This window comes from Streptomyces sp. NPDC058683, from assembly GCF_042716195.1.
In the GTDB taxonomy this organism is placed as follows: Bacteria; Actinomycetota; Actinomycetes; order Streptomycetales; family Streptomycetaceae; genus Streptomyces.
The window spans coordinates 62279-81887 of the sequence record NZ_JBHXSK010000054.1; the positions used below are offsets into that span (position 1 = coordinate 62279).

General features: G+C 71.0%; 16 protein-coding genes and 1 tRNA gene. 9 read left to right on the forward strand and 8 right to left on the reverse strand.

Features of this window, described 5'->3' with window-relative positions; genetic code table 11:
* Positions 1-44 precede the first annotated feature (44 nt).
* Positions 45-770, forward strand: a complete 726-nt coding sequence (locus ACFWXC_RS42295; RefSeq protein ID WP_384487663.1) for a helix-turn-helix domain-containing protein — start codon at positions 45-47, stop codon at positions 768-770.
* 17 nt (positions 771-787) lie between these two features.
* The gene (locus ACFWXC_RS42300) at positions 788-1525 is read left to right on the forward strand and encodes an SRPBCC domain-containing protein (RefSeq protein ID WP_384487665.1); all 738 of its coding nucleotides are present in this window, start codon (positions 788-790) and stop codon (positions 1523-1525) included.
* Positions 1526-1535: 10 nt separating this feature from the next.
* Here the strand turns inward: ACFWXC_RS42300 and ACFWXC_RS42305 are convergent, their stop codons facing one another.
* Positions 1536-3362, reverse strand: coding sequence for an endonuclease/exonuclease/phosphatase family protein (locus ACFWXC_RS42305; protein WP_384487667.1), 1827 nt, complete (start codon positions 3360-3362; stop codon positions 1536-1538).
* 308 nt (positions 3363-3670) lie between these two features.
* Between ACFWXC_RS42305 and ACFWXC_RS42310 the strand changes: the two genes are divergently transcribed.
* From ACFWXC_RS42310 to ACFWXC_RS42335, 6 genes are all read left to right on the forward strand, one after another.
* On the forward strand, positions 3671-5101 hold the full coding sequence (locus tag ACFWXC_RS42310; protein ID WP_384487669.1) for a hypothetical protein: 1431 nt from the start codon (positions 3671-3673) through the stop codon (positions 5099-5101).
* A 197-nt stretch (positions 5102-5298) separates the two neighbouring features.
* Entirely contained in the window at positions 5299-6753 is a 1455-nt protein-coding gene (locus ACFWXC_RS42315; RefSeq protein ID WP_384487671.1) for an alkaline phosphatase PhoX, read from the forward strand.
* Positions 6754-6801: 48 nt separating this feature from the next.
* Positions 6802-6871, forward strand: a tRNA-Ser gene (locus ACFWXC_RS42320).
* A gap of 334 nt (positions 6872-7205) precedes the next feature.
* The gene (locus tag ACFWXC_RS42325) at positions 7206-8795 is read left to right on the forward strand and encodes a TROVE domain-containing protein (protein WP_384487673.1); all 1590 of its coding nucleotides are present in this window, start codon (positions 7206-7208) and stop codon (positions 8793-8795) included.
* A gap of 106 nt (positions 8796-8901) precedes the next feature.
* Complete coding sequence (locus tag ACFWXC_RS42330; RefSeq protein WP_384487675.1) at positions 8902-9555, forward strand: GntR family transcriptional regulator; 654 nt, start codon at positions 8902-8904, stop codon at positions 9553-9555.
* 22 nt (positions 9556-9577) lie between these two features.
* A complete protein-coding gene (locus ACFWXC_RS42335; protein WP_384487677.1) occupies positions 9578-10594 on the forward strand; it encodes a 1-aminocyclopropane-1-carboxylate deaminase in 1017 nt (338 codons plus the stop codon).
* Between the two features lie 217 nt (positions 10595-10811).
* On the opposite strand, the gene ACFWXC_RS42340 is transcribed toward ACFWXC_RS42335, so the two are convergent.
* Positions 10812-12251, reverse strand: coding sequence for an MFS transporter (locus ACFWXC_RS42340; protein ID WP_384487679.1), 1440 nt, complete (start codon positions 12249-12251; stop codon positions 10812-10814).
* 152 nt (positions 12252-12403) lie between these two features.
* Here ACFWXC_RS42340 and ACFWXC_RS42345 point away from each other — a divergent pair, with 152 nt between their 5' ends.
* Positions 12404-12970 (forward strand): TetR/AcrR family transcriptional regulator, encoded by a 567-nt coding sequence (locus tag ACFWXC_RS42345; protein WP_384487681.1) that lies wholly within the window; start codon positions 12404-12406, stop codon positions 12968-12970.
* 48 nt (positions 12971-13018) lie between these two features.
* On the opposite strand, the gene ACFWXC_RS42350 is transcribed toward ACFWXC_RS42345, so the two are convergent.
* From ACFWXC_RS42350 to ACFWXC_RS42375, 6 genes are all read right to left on the reverse strand, one after another.
* Positions 13019-14212, reverse strand: a complete 1194-nt coding sequence (locus ACFWXC_RS42350; protein WP_384487683.1) for a TerD family protein — start codon at positions 14210-14212, stop codon at positions 13019-13021.
* A gap of 104 nt (positions 14213-14316) precedes the next feature.
* Positions 14317-15306 carry a zinc-dependent alcohol dehydrogenase family protein gene (locus tag ACFWXC_RS42355; RefSeq protein ID WP_384487685.1) on the reverse strand — a complete coding sequence of 330 codons (990 nt, stop codon included), beginning with the start codon at positions 15304-15306 and terminating at the stop codon, positions 14317-14319.
* Positions 15303-16148, reverse strand: coding sequence for a carbohydrate ABC transporter permease (locus ACFWXC_RS42360; RefSeq protein WP_384487687.1), 846 nt, complete (start codon positions 16146-16148; stop codon positions 15303-15305). Before ACFWXC_RS42360 ends, ACFWXC_RS42355 begins: the two co-directional genes overlap by 4 nt.
* Positions 16145-17080 (reverse strand): carbohydrate ABC transporter permease, encoded by a 936-nt coding sequence (locus ACFWXC_RS42365; RefSeq protein WP_384487689.1) that lies wholly within the window; start codon positions 17078-17080, stop codon positions 16145-16147. Before ACFWXC_RS42365 ends, ACFWXC_RS42360 begins: the two co-directional genes overlap by 4 nt.
* Positions 17077-18444 carry an ABC transporter substrate-binding protein gene (locus ACFWXC_RS42370; protein ID WP_384487691.1) on the reverse strand — a complete coding sequence of 456 codons (1368 nt, stop codon included), beginning with the start codon at positions 18442-18444 and terminating at the stop codon, positions 17077-17079. Before ACFWXC_RS42370 ends, ACFWXC_RS42365 begins: the two co-directional genes overlap by 4 nt.
* Before the next feature lie 88 nt (positions 18445-18532).
* A complete protein-coding gene (locus tag ACFWXC_RS42375) occupies positions 18533-19303 on the reverse strand; it encodes a DeoR/GlpR family DNA-binding transcription regulator (protein ID WP_384487693.1) in 771 nt (256 codons plus the stop codon).
* Between the last annotated feature and the right edge of the window lie 306 nt (positions 19304-19609).

Genomic DNA, 19609 nt, shown 5'->3' on the forward strand with positions numbered 1-19609 from the left:
TGATCCGTCTGGACAAAAAAAGTTTTCGGTGAGACGGTGGAGCCATGCTGGACGTGACCGTGATCGAGGACCCCGAGGCCGCGGCGGTGTCGCTGGACCCCATACGGGCCAGGCTGCTCGCCGAACTGGCCGCCGCACCCGCGTCGGCCGCGATGCTGGCCGGCAAAGTCGGGCTGCCCCGGCAGAAGGTGAACTACCACCTCAAGGCGCTGGAGCGGCACGGCCTGGTCGAGCTGGCGGGGGAGCGGCGCAAGGGCAATGTCAACGAACGGCTGATGCGCGCGACCGCCGCGTCGTACGTCATCTCGCCGGCCGCCCTGCCCGCCGTGCAGCCGGACCCGGACCGCTTCCGCGACCAGTTCTCCGCGCGCTGGCTGCTCGCGCTCGGCGCCCGCCTGGTGCGTGACGTCGGCACGCTGATCAACGGTGCCGCCAAGGCCCGCAGGCAGCTGGCGACCTACGCACTGGACGGCGAGGTGCGCTTCGCCTCCGCCGCCGACCGCGCGGCGTTCGTGCAGGAGCTGACGGCGGGCGTGAGCGCGCTCATCCGCAAGTACGACGCGCCCGACACGGAGGACGGCCGGGACCACCGGATCGTCGTCGCCCTCCACCCCACGGTCAAGGCCGACCCCGGCCCGACGGCGGACACCGGCCCGACGGCTGAGAACCGCCCGACGGCCGAGCCCCGTCCCGCGGCCGAGATCCTCCCGCCGGTCGAGGGCCGGCCTGGGGTCTCGGAGCGGACCATCACCCCCGAACCGGAACAGTAGGCAGCAGGAGCCCCGACATGTCCAAGGAATTCGAGATCGCCCGCGAGTTCGAGGTCGACGCCACGCCCCAGGAGGTGTGGGAGGCCGTCACCAACGCCTCCGGCGCCTACCTGTGGCCGATGGAGCCGCCCGAGCCCCGGGTGGGCGGCGCGGCGGCCTTCGGCTCGACCGTGACCGCCTACGAGCCCCCGCACCACCTGATCGTCCGCAGCGAGGACGTCGGGTTCCCGGTCCAGAGCGTCAACCAGCTGGAGCACGTCATCGAGCCGCGGGACGGCGGCCGGCGTGCCTGGGTGCGCTATGTGCACAGCGGGATCTTCACCGACGACTGGGACAACCAGTACGACGGTGCGAGCAGGCACACCGACTTCTATCTGCACACCCTGCGCGAGTACCTGGTCCACTTCGCGCCCCGTCCGGTCACCTTCGCGCAGCTCAACGGGCCGGAGGCGGCCCAGGCGCCGGACGCCTTCGAGGCCGTGGGCCGCGCCCTGGGCCTGCCGGACGACCTGGCCGAGGGCGCGAAGGCGAGTGTCCGGGGGCCCGGCGGGCGGACGCTGGAGGCGGTGGTCGACTACCGCAACCCGTACTTCATCGGGCTGCGCACCGACGACGCCCTCGTCCGGTTCTTCGGACGCAACCACTGGGGCGCCCCGGTCGGCATCAGCATCCACGACTTCGCACCGGGCGCCGACGCCCGGGCGAACGAGAGCGCCTGGCAGGACTGGCTGGACGGAGTGTTCAGCCAGTCCTGAAACGAGGGCCTCACGGGCGGAAGCGCAGCACCTGCGGGTCGTGGTCGCTGATCTGGTCGTGGAACTCCGAGTTGACGTGCACGCTGTCGTACTCGAAGTCGCCGCCTCGGCGGATCTCCTTGCTGATCAGGATCTGGTCCAGGACCTGCTCGTTGCCCTGGTAGTCGTAGGTGTAGCGCTCCTTGGTCGGCAGCGACTGGATCGCCGACCAGAGCGCGCCGTGGCTCTCCAGGATCTTGGTGGTGCCGGAGAAGTCGAAGTCGTTCATGTCGCCGAGCGCGATGACGTTCGCGTCCTTCTGGACGTCGAGGATGCTCTTGACGAACGCGTTGACCAGCGTCGCCTGCGCGTGACGCTGGACCTCCGAGCTGCGCGCCACCGGCTGGTACTGCGCGGTCAGGCCCTGGTCGCCGCCCTTGGAGTTCAGGTGGTTGGCGATCACGAAGACCGTCTTGCCGCGGAAGACGAACTCGCCGGCCAGCGGCTTGCGGCTGGCCGTCCAGGCGGAGTCCGCCGGGTCGACCCGGCCGGGGGAGGCGGTCAGCTGCGCCTCGCCGTGCACCTTGGTGACGCCCACCGCGGTGGTGGAGTCGCCGCCCGCGCGGTCGACGAAGGACACCCGCTCGGGGTTGAAGAGGAAGACCTGGCGGATGTTGCCGCCGGGCTCGCCGCCGTCCTGGTCGTTGACCGGGTTGATGGAACGCCAGTCGTACTTCGGGCCGCCGGCCGCGACGATCGCGTCGATCAGCTTGTTCACCGTCACGTCGGCGGCGACCGTGCCGTCGTCCGTCGCGCCGTTGTCGTCCTGGATCTCCTCCAGGGACACGACGTCGGGCGACTGGAGGTTGTTCACGATCGCGGCGGCGTGCGCGGCGAAGGTGCCGTCGGACGGGTCGAGGTTCTCGACGTTGTACGTGGCGACGGCCAGCTCGCTCTTCGACTGCTTCGTCGTCGTCTCGCGCTGCAGGCCGCCGCTCTTGAGGGTGCCCAGCCCGCTCGCGACGAGGGTGTAGCCGCCGTACTGGTTGTAGTCCATCGGGCCGGTCGTGGCGCCGGTCAGCGTGTCGCCGACGTTCGCCTCGGGGAAGTCGGCGGTCGAGCCCAGGGACTGGATCTGGAGGCGGCCGGTGTTCTGGTCGTTGTAGGAGCGGTACAGCGAGCCGCCGCGGACGGTGCGGTTCTCGTGCGGCTTCACCGTGACCCACAGCTCGGCGTACGGGTCGGTGGCGGTGACCACACGGGTGTCGCGGACCTGGACGTTCATGCCCTCCAGGGACTCGTAGTAGTCCAGGGCGTACTTCTTCGGCTGGAGCGTCAGGCCGTTGATCGAGCCGGCCGCGGCCGTGTCACCCGCCGGGGTGTACTTGGCCGGCACCGACTTCTTGTCGATCACGACCGGCGCCGGGACCGCGTTGCCCGTGGAGACCGTGGTGACCGTCGGCTTGGTGATCTCGGTCAGCGACTGGTTGCCGGTGGTGGCGCCGCCCGGGACGTACTCGGAGACCGTGCCGGTGACCGTGACGGAGTCGCCGACCGCGACCTTCGGAGTGGAGCTGGTGAAGACGAAGACGCCCTCGCTGGTGGCCGGGTCGGCGTCCGGCGTCGGATCCTGGAGCCAGAAACCCCGCGAGGAGCCGTAGGTGCGCGTGGCCGTGACGATGCCGGGGACGTCCGTCACCTTCTGGCCGGCGTACGGCGATATGCGCGTGGCGCCCTGGACGTCGTGGATGCGCAGCCCGTCGGCCTGGGCGGGCGAGGTGAGGGCGACGGTGGACGCCGCGCTGCAGACGGCGGCGACGGTGAGCGCGGCGAGACGCGCGGAAGACCTGCTCGGCAAGGAAATCCCTCCGGGGACATAAACGGTGCCGGGACGAGGGTGCGTCATGGAGTGGGCATGACACGCGTAGACAAGGAGTGAACACTTGTCCCCCCTGTTTTCTACGCGCGTCAATCTCGTCCTTGCGCAGGGGAGTTGTCAAGGTTTCGGCCATGCACGGAGCCCGGCGAGGAGATGAACCGGGTGGCATGGGTGGAAATCCGTCTAGGCTGAGCGGCTGAGGCGTACGGCGTCCCGATGGTCGTACGGCCGTCGTACGGAGTCCATGTCGTCGTACGACCGTAGAGGCGTCCGAGGAGAACCACCCGATGTCAGACAGCTCCCCCCTGCCGCCGGTGCGGTTGCGTCCCGAAGCGGAGCTGGCACGCGCCGCGCTGGCCACGCCGCTGCTCTCCCGGGCCGCCCGGCTCGCCCGCTGGGCCGGGCCCGGCACCCGCGTCGACGCAGGTGGCGGACTGGTCGAGGAAGAGCTCCCGGCCGCCGCCGAGCTGCTCGGGCTCACCGGGGACGACGCCGCCGCGTACGCCGCCGAGGCCTGGCGGGTCGCCCTGGACACCGGGCTCGTCGAGATCGTCGACGAGGAGGCCGGGACCGTGGCCGCGGGGGAGGAGCTGGCGCTGCTCACCGGGGGCTCGCCGCACGACGTCCTCGCGGTCTGGCTGGCCGCGCTGGAGACCGTGATCGGCGACGCGAGCGTGCCCGACCTGGACGGAATTGTCGACGCGCTCGGCGAGGGCGGCGAGGTCGATTTCTCGTCACTCGGCTGGGACCCCGAGGCGGAGGCGGAATTCCTCGACGGCGTCCTCGGCAACCTGTACCTGCTGACGGTGAGCGAAGACGGTCCCGGCGAGGCGCCGGTGCCGCTGCCCGCGCTCGCCGCGTCGATGATCGTCCCCAGCGACATGGGGGAGCCGACCAACGACGTTCTCGAGCAGGTCTCCGACGCGATGATGCGGCTCGACGACCAGTTCCGGATGCTGGAGCCGGTCGGACTCGTCGCGTACCAGCCGGTCGATGAGGCGCTCATGGCCGACGCCGAGGAGGAGCCGGCCGCGGGGCCGGTCGACGAGAGCGACGTCACCCGGTACGGCATGGTGCGGCTCACCCCGCTCGGCGCGTACGGGCTGCGGGCGCGGCTGCTGGAGGCCGGGTTCGAGGCGCCGGCGGTCGGGGAGCTCGCCGACAAGGGTGCGGACGCGCTGCTCGACGGTATGGCCGCGTTTCCGCAGGGGGCCGCGCAGGCGGAGACCGAGCAGTGGCTGGCCCGCCGCGAATCCCTCGCCGCCGCACAGGAGCTGCTGGCCGCCGCGCGGGGCGAGGACGCGGGCGCGCCGCTGCGCAGGCTGCGCTGCCAGCAGGCGCTGTCCCTGGTCGGCACCGAGGCCGAGCCGGCGCTCCGCGAGATCCTCGGCGACCCCGAACTGGGCGGGCTGGCCAGGGTCTGGCTGACCGAGCGCGGCGCCGCCGACGTGCCGGCGCCCTCACCGGACATGATCTTCTGGCTGACCATCGACACGGTCGCCGCCCAGCTGGCCGCCGAAGGGAACTCGGAGGAACTGCAGGCCCTGGTCGAAGGGCTGGCCCAGCAGCACGCCGGGTTCTTCGCCGAGGCCTGGCGGGTCGACCACCCGGACACGGCCGACGTCCTGGAGGCGATGGGACGCCTGCACCCGGACAAGAGGGTCGCGAAGGAGGCCCGGAAGGCGGCGTTCAAGGCACGGTCGCAGCACGGGGGGTAGGCGCCGAAGGGGCGGGGACGCGCGGCGCGTTCTTGGGTGTGGCTTTTGGCCGGCGTGGGGCGGCGTATACGGATTCATGGAACACACGAAGCCGATGTCGCCCCGAGTTCAGGCGGAGTTCAGATGTGGCCGGGAGCGTGTGCGCCGACTCGAGGTCCGCCACCCTCCACGGCACGTCCACCGTCACAGGAGACACCATGTCGCTCACCCGCAGGGACTTCGCCAGAAAATCCGCGATCACCGGTGCCGGTGTCGCGCTGGCGGGCAGCGTCGGCGCCCTCGCCACCGCCCCGAACGCCCTCGCCTCCACCGAGACCGAGGCGTCCGACGCGGCCGAGTCGGGGCACGGACACGGACACGGCGGCGTCGGCTACGGCCCGCTGCTCCCCGACCCCGACGGCATCCTCGCCCTCCCCGCCGGCTTCAAGTACCGCGTCATCACCTACAGCGGCAAGACCCGCCTGGAGTCGGGCGAGTTCACCCCCTCCAACCACGACGGCACCTCCACCTTCGACGGCCCCCGCGGCGCCACCCTCCTCGTCAACAACCACGAGCTGGCCGGCCCCCGCGCCAACTGGACCCACCCGGTGCCGCTCACCGAGGGCCTCGTCTACGACCCCGCGGCCGCCGGCGGCTGCACGGTCGTCGAGGTACGCCACGACAAGGTCGCCGAGTGGGTCGGCATCGCCGGCACCGCCACCAACTGCGCGGGCGGCAACACCCCTTGGGACACCTGGCTCACCTGCGAGGAGACCGAGGACAAGGCCGGCACCAACGGCTTCACCAAGGACCACGGCTACGTCTTCGAGGTCGACCCCGAGGACCGCCGGGCCAACCGGAACCCCAAGCCGATCAAGGCGCTGGGCCGGTACGCCCACGAGGCCGTCGTCGTCGACCCCAAGCGCGACCACCTGTACCTGACGGAGGACGCGTCCAACCCGAACGGCCTGCTCTACCGCTGGACCCCGCCCGAGCACTTCCACCACGGCCGCGGCAGGCTGCGCACCCTCGCCGACGACGCGGGCACGCTCCAGGCCTTCAAGTGCTTCGACTCCGGCGGCGTCTTCGTCGACGACCTCTCCCGCGCCACGAAGATCGGCACCGTGTACGGCGTCGACTGGGTGGACGTCCCGGACCGCGACGCGAAGACCACCTCGGTCCGCAAGCAGTTCACCACCGGCCAGGTCACCCGCGCCCGCAAGCTGGAGGGCATGTGGTGGGGCGACGGCGGCGTGTACATCGTCTCCTCCTACGCCCGCTCGGAGAGCCCCGTCCAGCACGACGGAGCCGTCTGGTTCTACGACCCCAAGCGCCGCACCCTCACCCTGAAGGTCCTCATCGGCGTCAACCCGGACCCGTCCGTGGACGGCAACTTCGACGGCCCGGACAACATCACCGTCTCCCCGTACGGCGGTCTGGTCATCGCCGAGGACGGCGAGGGCATCCAGCACCTGTTCGGCGCCACCGACAGCGGCCGCACCTACCCGATCGCCCGCAACGAACTGAACGCCGGCACCGAAGAGGAGCCGGAATACAGCGAGTTCACCGGCGTCACCTTCTCGCCCGACGGCAAGACCCTGTACGCCAACATCCAGACCCCGGGCATCATGCTCGCGATCACGGGGCCCTGGAAGCGGCAGAAGCGCGGGTAGTTAATTCGCTCGCTCGATCCGCGGCCCGCCTCTTAAAGTGATGAACGTCCAGGTGCGAAGGCAGGACTTACTTCCACTCTAAATGGGGAGGCCGCGGGTTCGAGTCCCGCCACCGGTACAACGTGCCGGTGTAGCTCAGGGGCTAGAGCACCTATGTCGGTTCCGCCGGCCTTGAACTCTGGACACCAAAAACTTCATGCACCTCCCGGTGCGTGTGTCACTGATCTCGGGAGGCGCAGCTCATGGTGGGTGTCCGGTGCGCAGGCAGCGGTTACTTCAGGGCCCTGGTCCCCTAAAAGGGATGCGGGTTCGAATCCCGTCGTCGGCTCAGGGCCGATGTGGCGGAAAGGAAGACGCGCCAGGTTAAAGTCCCGTCGCCGATTCCTGATCTCGGACACCCTCCTCTTGTTGCGCCTCCTCCCTTACTCCAATGAATTCGGGGGGAATTCACCATGGCGCGATTCAACACCAAGGCGGCCCGGGCGCAGCCCACTTCGCGGGTCACCTCGACCGGACGCGTGCTCCGCACCTACCAGGGCGGGCGTGGTCAGGAGCGGGACACGCGTTCCGAGCTCTTTCTGCTCGCCGTCGCCAACTTCGTCTCGCAGCAGACCTTCTACGAGACCGGCGCCGACCGCGACGACCGGTACGCGAAGCTCGTCCGCGAGCTCGCCGTCACCGATCCGGCCTGGACCGCAGGCCTGCTCGGCTGGCTGCGCGGCGAGGGCAACATGCGGACCGCCTCCCTCGTGGGCGCCGCCGAGTACGTGCACGCACGCCTGACCGCGAGCGCCACCGAGGGCCCCTCGAACCGGCAGGTCGTCGCCTCCGTGCTGCAGCGGCCCGACGAGCCCGGCGAACTGCTCGCCTACTGGACGGCGACCTACGGCCGTGCCGTCCCCAAGCCCGTCAAGCGGGGCATCGCCGACGCCGTACGGCGCCTCTACCACGGCAAGTCGCTGCTCAAGTACGACACCGCGGCCAAGGGTTACCGCTTCGGCGACATCCTCAACCTGGTGCACGCGGCGCCGGACCCGGACAAGCCGTGGCAGGGCGAGCTGTTCCAGTACGCGCTGGACCGGCGGCACCACCCGGACACCGCCGTACCGCCCACGTCGAGCCCGGTGCTCGCCGCGCACCGCGAGCTGATGGCGCTGCCGGTCGCCCGGCGGCGTGCGGTCGTCACCGAGCCCGGTGGCGCCGAGCGGCTCGCGGCGGCCGGCATCACCTGGGAGGCGCTGGCCGGATGGCTCCAGGGGCCGATGGACAAGGCGGCCTGGGAGGCCGTGATCCCCTCCATGGGGGCCATGGCGCTCGTCCGCAACCTGCGGAACTTCGACCAGGCGGGGGTCTCCGACGAGGTCGCCGCGCAGGTCGCGGCCCGGATCAGCGATCCGGCGGAGGTGGCGCGGTCGCGGCAGTTCCCCTTCCGGTACCTCGCCGCGTACCAGCACGCCCCGTCGCTGCGCTGGTCCTACCCGCTGGAGCGGGCGCTCGGCCACTCGCTGGCCAACGTGCCCGCGCTGCCGGGGCGGACGCTGGTGCTCGTCGACCGTTCGGGCTCGATGTTCTACTCGCGGCTGTCCGAGCGCTCGGAGCTCAACCGGGCCGACGCGGCGGCGATCTTCGGTACGGCGCTCGCGCTGCGGTCGGCGGACGCGGACCTCGTCGAGTTCGGTACGACGAGCAAGCGGCTGGGCTTCGAGCGGGGCGAGTCGGTGCTGAAGATCCTCGGCCGCTTCGGCGACCTGGGCGGCACCGACACCACCTCGGCGATCCGCTCGCACTACCGGGGACAGGACCGGGTGCTGATCGTCACCGACGAGCAGTACACGTACCACCGGCACGGTGACCCGACCCAGCAGGTCCCGGCGCACATCCCGGTCTACACCTGGAACCTGGCCGGCTACCGGGCGGGCCACGGTCCGTCCGGGACGGCGGGCCGGCACACCTTCGGCGGCCTGTCGGACGCGGCCTTCCGGATGGTGCCGCTGCTGGAGGCCGCCCGGGACGCCGACTGGCCCTGGGCGACGGCGGCCTGAGCGCCGCTCCTCGATCGTGACCCGCACCTTCACGGGGGGTGCGGGTCACACCCCTGCCCGCCGCACCCTTGCCCGCAGGCACCATTGATATCTAACATTTCAGTTCATGGAAGCCCTGCGACCTCTGCCCCGCACCCTGCTCCGTGACCGTGCCTACGCGGCCATCCGCGATGCCATCGTCGCCGGGGAGATCGAACCCGGCGCGGTGGTGCGCGACGCCGAGTTCGCGGAGCGGCTCGGGCTGTCCCGGGCGCCGGTGCGGGAGGCGTTCGCCCGGCTCGTCGACGAGGGGCTCCTGGAGAGCAAGCCGCAGAGCTACACCCGGGTCACCCCGGTCGTGGCCGCCGACGTACGGGACGCGGCGGCCGTGGTCGGCGCCATGCACGAACTGGCCACCCGGGCCGCCGTACCCCGGCTGCGGGACACCGACCTCGACACGATGCGCGCGGCCAACGACCGGTTCGCCGCCGCCGTACGCGCCGGTGACGTGGACGAGGCCCTGCGCGCCGACGACGAGCTGCACGACGTACTGATCCGGACGGCCGGCAACCGCGCGGCCGCCGCCACCGTCGCCCGCTACACCCCGCTCATCCGCCGCCTGGAACGCCGCCGCTTCGGCGAGGGCGGCTCCTGCCGCTCGGCAGGCCTGCACGAACGGCTCATCGAGGCCTGCGCGGCCGGCGACACGGAGGCGGCGCTCCGGGTCACGGCCGACATCTGGCACACCCTCGCAGACCTGGTCGACGACACCACCGACTGACCACCCCGCCAGGAGGCACCCCATGTCCCTTTCCTCCTACGACCGTTACCCCCTCCTCTTCGGCCCCTCGCCCGTGCACCCGCTGGAGCGCCTCACCGCCCACCTCGGCGGGGCCGCGCTGTGGGCCAAGCGGGAGGACTGCAACTCCGGGATCGCGTACGGCGGGAACAAGACGCGCAAGCTGGAGTACCTGGTCGCGGACGCGCTCGCCAGGGGCTGCGACACCCTCGTCTCCATCGGCGGGGTGCAGTCCAACCACACTCGCCAGGTCGCCGCCGTCGCCGCCCGCGCCGGGCTCAAGTGCGTGCTGGTGCAGGAGAGCTGGGTGGAGTGGCCGGACTCGGTGTACGACAAGGTCGGCAACATTCTCATCAGCAGGCTGGCCGGGGCCGACGTCCGGCTCGTCCGGGCCGGGTTCGGGATCGGGTTCAAGGAGAGCTGGGAAGGGGCGCTGCGCGAGGTCGAGGAGTCGGGCGGCAGGCCGTACGCCATCCCGGCCGGCGCCTCCGACCACCCGCTCGGCGGGCTCGGATTCGCGGGCTGGGCGTACGAGGTCGCCGAGCAGGAGCGGCAGCTGGGCGTCTTCTTCGACACGGTCATCGTCTGCTCGGTGACCGGCTCGACCCAGGCCGGCATGGTCGCCGGGTTCGCCGCGCTGGAGGAGGCGGGCGGCCGCGAGCGGCGGGTGATCGGCATCGACGCCTCGGCCAAGCCCGCCGAGACCCGCGAACAGATCGCCCGGATCGCCCAGCGGACCGGCCAACTGATAGGCCTCAAGCGGGAGTTGACGGTCGACGACGTCGAACTCGACGAGCGCTACCACGCGGGCGTCTACGGCGTCCCGGACGAGATCACCCTGGAGGCGATGCGTCTCGCGGCCCGCACGGAAGGCATGGTCACCGACCCCGTGTACGAGGGGAAGTCGATGGCGGGGATGGTGGACCTGGTGGAGCGGGGGGAGATCGGCGCCGACTCGACAGTGCTCTACGCCCACCTCGGTGGACAGCCCGCGCTGAACGCCTACAGCGCTCTGTTCTAGACGCTTTGTCGACCGTCCGGCCGGTGTGCGCCGGTCGTCGACCGCGGCGCCGTCGTGGCTGGTCGCGCAGTTCCCCGCGCCCCTGACGGGGCGCTGTCGGGAGCGCCCTGGAGGAGCGCGGGGCCGTATCGATATGCGGCTCCGCCGCGTGGGCGCGACCAGCCATGGCGCACCCGCGGTCGACAACCGGCATTTCGCGGCAGTCCCAGCGGAGCGCCTACGCTCCCTGCCGCCGCGGACTCGTGATCACGAACCCCGCCACCAGCAGCGCGGCCACCGCGATCAGCGACCCGATGCCGAACGCGCGGGACGCGCCGTGGGTGAGGATCTCCGCCGGGGTGCCGGTCGCGTGCCGGGTCACCGTGCCGTACACGGTGACCAGGACGGCGAGTCCGAGGGTGCCGCCCAGCCACTGCAGCGTCTGCAGCAGGCCGGAGGCGGCGCCGGCCTCCCGGGACTCGATGCGGGCCAGGATGGTCGCGTTGAGCGGCATGAAGCTCAGGCCGACGCCCACGCCCAGCAACAGCAGCGGGCCGAGCAGCCCGGTGACGTAACCGTCCCCGGGCCGCAGTCGCCACAGCCACCCGCCCGCGACGACCAGCAGGGCGATGCCGGTCAGCAGCACCGACTTGGCCCCGAAGCGGGCCAGCAGCCGCGGCACCAGACGCACCGTCGTGAACATCGCCAGGGTCATCGGCAGGAACGCGAACCCGGCGCGCAACGGGCTGTACTCCAGGACCTGTTGGCAGATGAGGGTGAGGAAGTAGAAGGCGCCGAACATGCCCGCGGGCAGCAGCATGATGGTGAGATAGCCGCCTGCCCGGTCGCGGTCGGCGAACAGCCGCAGCGGCATGATCGGCCGGCCGGCCCGGGACTCGATCAGGGTGAAGCCGAGGAGCAGCGCGAGCGCGCAGCCGAAGCCGGACAGGGCCTGGGTGTCGCTCCAGCCCGCTTCGGAGACCCGGATGAACGCGTACACGAGCGAGGCCATTCCGGCCGTCCCGGTCAGCGCGCCCGCCAGGTCGAAGCGGCCCGCGTGGCGCGGGGTCTCGGTGACGAAGCGGGGCAGGGCCAGGAACAGGGCGATGCCGATGGGCACGTTGATGAGCAGGGCCCAGCGCCAGGACGCCCACGAGGTGAGCATGCCGCCCAGGACCAGGCCGACGGAGCCGCCGATGCCGGCCATGGAGGAGTAGATGCTCAGGGCGTGGTTGCGGCGTGGGCCCTGGGGGAAGTTGGTGGTGATCAGGGCCAGGGTGCTGGGGGCGATGAGTGCCGCGCCGACGCCTTGCAGCGCGCGTGCCGTGAGCAGCCAGCCGCCCTCCGTGGCGACCCCGCCGAGCAGTGAGGTCAGGGCGAACAGCAGCGCTCCGGCGCCGAGCGTGCGACGGCGGCCGAGGATGTCGCCGACCCGCCCGCCGAGCAGTAACAGACCGCCGAAGGCGAGGGTGTAGGCGTTGAGCACCCAGGACAGGCCGGTCCGGCTGAACCCCAGGCCCTGCTGGATGTCGGGCAGCGCGACGTTGACGACGGTGGAGTCGACGCCGACCATCAGGTAGGCGGTGACGATGACGAGAAGGGCGGAACCGAGCCTGGCGGGGTGCGGAGGGGCCGATGGGCTGTCGGCCGCGGTGGACGGGCTGGACGGGGCGGACATGAGGTTCTCCCGGTCTGTGCGTCCCCGGCGCGGGCATGGTGAAGTACGGGCAGGCGGACTGCCCGTGGAGCACACAGCGATAAGTGGGGACTGTCTCCGTTTGGTGCTCGATAAGATACGGAGAGAGTCCCCGGTTCGCAAGGAGTAACTGGATGCCGCAGGTCAGACCCATGCGTGCGGATGCTCGCCGCAACTACGAGCGATTGCTGAAGGTGGCCGCAGAGGCCTTCGCCGAGCACGGGGAGAACGCGTCGCTGGACGACATCGCCAAGCGGGCGGGCGTCGGCTCCGGCACGCTCTACCGGCACTTCCCGACGCGGCAGGCGCTGCTGGAGGCCGCGTTCGTGGACCGGCTGGAGGGGCTGGCGGCGATGGCCGACGAGTTCGCCGCGGAACTGCCGCCGGGCGCGGCGCTGACGGAGTGGCTGAACGAACTGTGCGTCGCCACCATCCAGGTACGCGGCCTGAAGGCCCTGCTGGGCTCGGCGGTCACGGACGGCAGCTCGGCCGCGGTCACGGCGTGCGGCACCACGGTCCGCGGCGCGGCGACCCGGCTGGTGGACGCGGCGAAGGCGGAGGGCACCCTGCGCCCGGACATCGAGCCGATCGAACTCCTGCGCCTGGCACACGGACTGGCCACGGCCTCGGAACTGGCCGACGGGCAGGGCAAGGAGATCCGGCGGTATCTGTCGCTGCTCACGGAGGGGTTGCGGCCGTAGCGTCCCCGGCCGCGCACTCCTCCCCGGATCTGCGTGAGCGAGCCTTCGTCAGAGTGCCTGCGCCCCCGGCTTCACCATGTTCCGTACCGTGCGGGCCTTCACGAACTCGCCCAGTGCCGTCATGTCCCACTCACCGGAGAACTGGCGGACCAGCTTGGCCATCATCACGCCGGTCTGCGCCTCGGCGCTGGTGAGGTCGAAGCGGACCAGTTCCTCGCCGGTCGCGGAGTCCAGGAGGCGGCAGTAGGCCTTGGCGACCTCCGTGAACTTCTGGCCGGAGAAGGAGTTGACGGTGAAGACCAGGCCGGTGACCTCCGGGGGGATCCGGCCGAGGTCGACCACGATCACCTCGTCGTCGCCGCCTCCCTCACCGGTGAGGTTGTCGCCGGAGTGCTTGATCGCGCCGTTGAGGATGGACAGCTTGCCGAAGTAGCAGCTGTCGACGTGGTCGCGCTGCGGGCCGTAGGCGATGACCGAGGCGTCCAGGTCGATGTCCTTGCCGCGGAACGCCGGCTCCCAGCCCAGACCCATGTGGACCAGGGAGAGCAGCGGGCTGCCGCCCTTGACCAGGGACACGGTCTGGTTCTTCTGGAGGCTGACCCTGCCCTTGTCGAGGTTGATCTTCCCGGCGCCCGGGGCGGGCGCGGCGGGCGGCGCCGGGGGCACCGGCGGGGCCACGACCGGGGGAGCCGTCGGCTGAGCGGCCGCAGGCTGGGGAGCCGCCGGCTGCGGGACCGGGGCCGCCGCCGGTTCCTCCACGGAGACGCCGAAGTCGGTCGCGATGCCGGCCAGCCCGTTCGCGTACCCCTGGCCGACCGCGCGGGCCTTCCACGCGCCGTTGCGCAGGTAGATCTCGACGACCACCAGGGCCGTCTCGGTGCCCAGCTGCGGCGGCGTGAACGTGCCCAGCACCGAGCCGTCGTCCGCGTTGCGGATCGTCGCCGTCGGCTCGACGCCCTGGAAGGTCTGACCTGCGGCGTCGGGGCTCGCGGTGACGACGATCTTCTCGATGCCCGGGGGCACGGCGGCCGTGTCGACGGTGATGGCGTCCGGGGACGCACCGCCGCCGGAGCGGTACGTCACACCCGGGCCGCTGGGCTGGTTGTAGAAGATGAAGTCGTCGTCGGAGCGCACCTTGCCGTCGCCGGTGAGCAGCAGGCCCGACACGTCGAGCCGCACCGGGGCGGCGACGTCCACCGCCACCCGGGAGACGGGGAGAGGGATGTTCGAGCCAGGGGTCATAGCTGTCATGCCTCGTGAACGAACGACCCCGCTTTACCGTTCCCTTACCGTTGGGCGGACCCCTGGAACCCCCCGATCGGCTCAGTGGACCACCGCGATCCGGCTCAGGGGACGACGACGATCTTCCGTCCCACCCCCGCCGCGAACTGCTCCAGCGCCTGCGGATAGCTGTCCAGCGGGAGGCGGTCGCTGATGAAGACCTCCGGGTCCAGGACCCCGTTCGCGAACAGCTCCGCCGCGCGTTCGTAGCTGTGCAGGACGGCCATGGAGCCGGTGATGGTGATCTCCTGGTTGTAGATGCGGTACGGGTCGATCGTCACCCGGGTCGCGTAGTCGGCGACGCCGAACTGGAGGAACGTGCCGGCCTTCGCCACCCGCTCCAGGCCGTCCTGGATCGCCGCCGCGTTGCCGGTCGCGTCGATCACCACGTCCCAGCCCCGCGGCCGGTCCAGTTCGTCGGCGTTCGCGGCGGACCCGGAGACGCCGAGCGCGCGGGCGGTCTCCAGGCGGGCCGGGTTCAGGTCGACCACGTCGACGCTCGCCGCGCCGGTCCGCTTGGCGAGTTCCAGCATCATCAGGCCCATGGTCCCGGAGCCGTAGATCAGCACGTGGGCGCCCAGGCGGGACTTGAGGACGTCGTAGCCGCGTACCGCGCAGGACAGCGGCTCGACCAGGGCCGCGTCCTGGGTGCGGACGTGCTCGGGGAGCTTCACGCAGTTGGCGACCGGGGCGAGTGCGTACTGGGCGGCGCCGCCCGGCACGGTCACGCCGATCGCCGCCCAGCGTTCGCAGAGGTTGTTGTGGCCGTCCCGGCAGAAGCGGCACTCGTGGCAGTACAGGGACGGGTCGACCGCGACCTGGTCGCCGATCGCCACCTCGGTCACCTGGGAGCCGACGCCGACCACCTCGCCGGCGAACTCGTGGCCCGGCACGATCGGCAGCTTGGGCGCGAACTCGCCCTGGAGGATGTGCAGATCGGTGCCGCACAGGCCGCAGGCGGCGACTTCCACCACGACCTCGCGGGGGCCCGGTGTCGGGTCGGGGACCTCGGTGACGACGGCACGGCCCACGGACTCGATGACGGCGGCCTTCATTTCACGGCTCCCAACGACAGGCCCTGGACCAGCTTGTCCTGGGCGGCGAACCCCGCGGCGAGCACCGGCAGGGAGACGACGAGCGACGCGGCGCACACCTTGGCCAGGAACAGGCCCTGGCTGGTGATGAAGCCGGTCAGGAAGACGGGGGCGGTCTCGGCGACCACGCCCGTCAGGACTCGGGCGAAGAGAAGTTCGTTCCAGCTGAAGATGAAGCAGATCAGCGAGGTGGCGGCGATGCCGGGCAGGGCGATGGGGGCGACCACGCGCGCGAGGATGGTCGGCAGGCGGGCGCCGTCGATCTGGGCCGCCTCGATCACCGCGACCGGGACCTCGGCGAGGAACGACTGCATCATCCACACCGCGATCGGCAGGTTCATGGAGGTGTAGAGGATGACCAGGAACCAGATGTTGTCCAGCATCCCGGTGTTCTTCGCGAAGAGGTAGATCGGCAGCAGGCCGGCCACCACCGGCAGCATCTTGGTGGAGAGGAAGAAGAACAGGACGTCCGTCCACTTCTTCACCCGCCGGATCGACAGCGCGTAGGCCGCCGGGAAGGCCAGGACGAGGACGAAGAGGGTCGAGACGATCGAGGCGACCGCCGAGTTGGCCAGGGCGGGCCAGGGGCTCGCGCCGCCGCCCGTGCCGAAGAACTCGCGGTAGCCGTCCAGGGTGAGGGCGGCGCCGAAGGAGGGCGGGTTGGTCGCCGCGTCCGCCTCGGAGTGGAAGGACGTCAGCGCCATCCAGGCGATGGGGAAGAAGAAGACGATGCCGACCAGCCAGGCCACCAGGCCGATGCCGAGACCCCGGTGCTGTCGTATGCGAAGGGTGTTGGTGCTCATGCGCGGGACGCCTCCTCTCGGAACAGGGACGACACCACGCGCAGGGCGAAGGTCGCGATGATGATCGAGCCGATGACGACCAGGACGCCGGCGGCCGAGGCGAGGCCGTTCTCGTGGGCCTGGTAGAAGCTCTGGTACACGGTGTAGGGGAGGTTGGCGGTGCCCAGGCCGCCGGACGTGATCGTGAAGACCGCGTCGAAGTTCTGGACGATGTAGATGCTGCCCAGCAGGGCGCCGAGTTCGAGATAGCGGCGCAGGTGCGGGAGCGTGAGATAGCGGAAGACCTGCCAGTCGCTCGCGCCGTCCACCCGGGCGGCCTCGATCTGCTCGGGGTCACGGCTCTGCAGCCCGGCGAGCAGGATCAGCATCATGAACGGCGTCCACTGCCACACCAGGGCGGCCTCGACCGCCAGCAGCGGGGTGCTGGAGATCCAGTCGGGCTGCGGTCCGCCGACGTAGTGCAACAGGCCGTTGAGCAGCCCGTATTCAGGGTTGTAGAGGACGTGCTTCCAGAGCAGGGCGGCGGCCACCGGCACCACCAGGAAGGGGGCGATCAGCAGGGTGCGGACGAGGCCCCGGCCGCGGAACCGCTGGTTCAGGAGCAGGGCGAGGGCGAGCCCGATGACCAGGCTGACCAGCACCACCGTGACCGTGAGCAGCACGGTCGTCCACACCGAGTGGCGCAGGTCGGCGTCGGTGAGGACCTGGCGGTAGTTGTCGACGCCGGCGAAGTGCCGGGCCTTCGGGTAGAGGGCGTTCCAGTCGAAGAAGGAGATGACCACCGTGGCCACGAACGGCAGCTGGGTCACGACGATCATGAAGACCAGGGCGGGCAGGAGGGGGGCCCGGGTGGCCCAGGTGCGCAGGCGGGCGGAGGGCGGCCGCGTGGCGCGTACGGGTGTCGCTGCGTAGGGGGCTGTGGTCGCGGTCATCGTCCCTCGTACTCCTTGGAGATCTTCTCGGCGAGCTGCTGGGACTTCTTCAGGGCCGAGTCGACGGACTGTCGTCCGGCGATGGCCGAACTGATCTCCTGGGAGACCTTGGTGCCGAGATCGGTGAACTCGGGGATGTCGACGAACTGGATGCCGGGCGCGGGGCGGGGCTGGACGCCGGGGTCGTTCGGGCGGGCGCTCTCGATGGCCTCCTTGGTCATCTCCTGGAACGCGGCGGCCGACCTGACGTAGTCGGGATTCGTATACGTCGACGCCCGCTTGCCGGCCGGGACGTTGGACCAGCCGCTGGTCTGGCCGACCAGTTCCTCGTACTGCTTGCTGGACGCCCAGGACACGAACTTCCAGGCCTTGTCGGGGTTGCGGGAGGCCTTCTGGATGCCCCAGGCCCAGGTGTAGAGCCAGCCGGCGGACTTGGTCTGCTCGACGGGCGCGGGGGCGTAGCCGAGCTTGCCCTTGATCGGGGAGTCGTTCGCCTCCAGGAGGCCGGCCGCGGAGGTGGCGTCGTACCACATGGCGACCTTGCCCTGGGTCATGTTGTTGAGGCACTCGGCGAAGCCGGACTGCGGGGCGCCGGACTCGCCGTGCTTGCGGACCAGGTCGACATAGAACTTCGTCGCCTTCTCGAAGCCGGGCCCGGTCAGCTGGGCCGACCAGTTCTTGTCGAACCAGGTACCCCCGAACGTGTTCACGACGGTGGTCAGCGGTGCCATCAGCTCGCCCCAGCCGGGCAGGCCGCGCAGGCAGATGCCGCGCATACCGGACTGGGCGCCGTCCACCTTGGCGGCGAGGTCGGCGACCTGCTGCCAGGTGGGGTGCGCGGGCATCGTCAGGCCCTTCGCCGCGAAGACGTCCTTGCGGTACATCAGGAACGACGACTCGCCGTAGAAGGGCTGGCCGTAGAGCTTGCCGTCGTCGGCGGTCAGGGACTCGCGCATCGGCTGGAGGATGTCCTTCTCGTCGAAGCCGGGGTCCTTGGCGACGTAGGAGTCCATCTCGTGCAGCCAGCCGTTGCGGGCGTAGATCGGTATCTCGTAGTTGGACAGGGTGGCCACGTCGTACTGGCCGGCCTGGTTGGCGAAGTCCTGGCTGATCTTGTCGCGGACGTCGTTCTCGGGCAGGACGGTGAAGTTGACCTTGATGCCGGTCTCCTTGGTGAAGCGCGGGGCGAGCTTCTGGAGTTCCGTCATCTGGGGGTTGTTCACCATCAGCACGTTGATCGAATCGCCGCCGGACCCGGACCCGCCCGCACCGACCCAGCAGCCGGAGAGCAGCGGGGCGAGCAGCGTCCCTGCGGCGGCCATGGCGAGTGTGACTCGCGGCCGCCGTCGGCTCGGGGTTCGCATGGATCGCTCCTGGAGGAATCGTGATATATGGGGCACTGCAGGGTGTGGAAGAGCCCTTCGGGAAGGGCGTGGGTGGGGCGTCGGTGGGTCAGACCCGGATGACCTGCGGGCCCAGCAGGGCGTAGCGATGGGCCTCGGCGGCCGGAAGCAGGGTGCTCGTCACGATCGCCTCCAGGGCTCCGACCTCGGCGAAACGGCAGAAGCTGACGGCTCCGAACTTGGTGTGCACGCCCGCGAAGACCGTCCGGCGGGCGGCGCGGACGGCCTGCACCTTGACCTCGCTGACGGCGGGGTCCGGGGTGGTCAGGCCGTGCTCGCGCGAGATGCCGTTGGCTCCAATGTAGGCGAGGTCGAGAACGAAACCGGCGAGCATCTTCGTCGTCCAGTGGTCGACGGTCGCCAGCGTGCCGGCCCGCACCCGTCCGCCGAGCAGCAGCACCGACATGTTCTCGGTCTCGGCGAGCGCGCCCGCGACCGGCAGCGACGCCGTGACCACGGTCAGCGGCCGGTCCGTCGGCAGTGCCTCGGCGATGAGCTGCGGGGTGAAGCCCTCGTCGACGAAGACGGTCTCGGCGTCGCCCAGCAGATCCGCGGCGGCGGACGCGATCCGCCGCTTCTCCGGGACATGGCTGGTCGAACGGAAGGCGAGCGTGGTCTCGAAACCGGCGCTCTCGACGGGATACGCGCCCCCGTGGGTACGGCGCACCAGGCCGTGGTCCTCCAGGGCGCGCAGGTCCCGCCGGATGGTTTCCTTGGCCACGCCCAGGGAGGCGGCGAGCGCGGTGACGTCGACCGCGCCGGTGACGCGCGCGGCCCGCACGATCTCGCGCTGGCGTTCTTCCGCCGTCCTCGTGCTCATCTCGTCACCCACTTCCCTGTGGAACTGCCCGTTCGGGCCATGCAGCAAGTTCTACAGCGGGTGTGCGAGGCTGACCAGGTCTGTTGCGGGCCCGATACTGCCCGGGTGTGCCCGTTTGCCGGTCGCGGTGCCCGCCTCGGACCTGCGCGGCTGCCGGGCGGGGAGTGAGAGCGGGCAGCCGGGATGCCCGAACGCGGCGGGGGGGGGGGGCCCCGGGGGGCACCCCCCCCCCCCCGGGGGGGCGGGTTAGCGCCCCCCCCGGGGGGCGGGGACGGCCGGGGCACCCCAGGAATGGGGCCCGCCCAC

What these genes read in the sequence shown, in the direction of transcription:
- ACFWXC_RS42355 (WP_384487685.1), bottom strand. Translation starts at nt 15,306, where the DNA reads ATGAAGGCCGCCGTCATCGAGTCCGTGGGCCGTGCCGTCGTCACCGAG.
- ACFWXC_RS42340 (WP_384487679.1), bottom strand. Translation starts at nt 12,251, where the DNA reads ATGTCCGCCCCGTCCAGCCCGTCCACCGCGGCCGACAGCCCATCGGCC.
- ACFWXC_RS42350 (WP_384487683.1), bottom strand. Translation starts at nt 14,212, where the DNA reads ATGACCCCTGGCTCGAACATCCCTCTCCCCGTCTCCCGGGTGGCGGTG.
- ACFWXC_RS42325 (WP_384487673.1), top strand. Translation starts at nt 7,206, where the DNA reads ATGGCGCGATTCAACACCAAGGCGGCCCGGGCGCAGCCCACTTCGCGG.
- ACFWXC_RS42330 (WP_384487675.1), top strand. Translation starts at nt 8,902, where the DNA reads ATGGAAGCCCTGCGACCTCTGCCCCGCACCCTGCTCCGTGACCGTGCC.
- ACFWXC_RS42375 (WP_384487693.1), bottom strand. Translation starts at nt 19,303, where the DNA reads ATGAGCACGAGGACGGCGGAAGAACGCCAGCGCGAGATCGTGCGGGCC.
- ACFWXC_RS42365 (WP_384487689.1), bottom strand. Translation starts at nt 17,080, where the DNA reads ATGACCGCGACCACAGCCCCCTACGCAGCGACACCCGTACGCGCCACG.
- ACFWXC_RS42315 (WP_384487671.1), top strand. Translation starts at nt 5,299, where the DNA reads ATGTCGCTCACCCGCAGGGACTTCGCCAGAAAATCCGCGATCACCGGT.
- ACFWXC_RS42335 (WP_384487677.1), top strand. Translation starts at nt 9,578, where the DNA reads ATGTCCCTTTCCTCCTACGACCGTTACCCCCTCCTCTTCGGCCCCTCG.
- ACFWXC_RS42360 (WP_384487687.1), bottom strand. Translation starts at nt 16,148, where the DNA reads ATGAGCACCAACACCCTTCGCATACGACAGCACCGGGGTCTCGGCATC.
- ACFWXC_RS42295 (WP_384487663.1), top strand. Translation starts at nt 45, where the DNA reads ATGCTGGACGTGACCGTGATCGAGGACCCCGAGGCCGCGGCGGTGTCG.
- ACFWXC_RS42300 (WP_384487665.1), top strand. Translation starts at nt 788, where the DNA reads ATGTCCAAGGAATTCGAGATCGCCCGCGAGTTCGAGGTCGACGCCACG.
- ACFWXC_RS42345 (WP_384487681.1), top strand. Translation starts at nt 12,404, where the DNA reads ATGCCGCAGGTCAGACCCATGCGTGCGGATGCTCGCCGCAACTACGAG.
- ACFWXC_RS42310 (WP_384487669.1), top strand. Translation starts at nt 3,671, where the DNA reads ATGTCAGACAGCTCCCCCCTGCCGCCGGTGCGGTTGCGTCCCGAAGCG.
- ACFWXC_RS42370 (WP_384487691.1), bottom strand. Translation starts at nt 18,444, where the DNA reads ATGCGAACCCCGAGCCGACGGCGGCCGCGAGTCACACTCGCCATGGCC.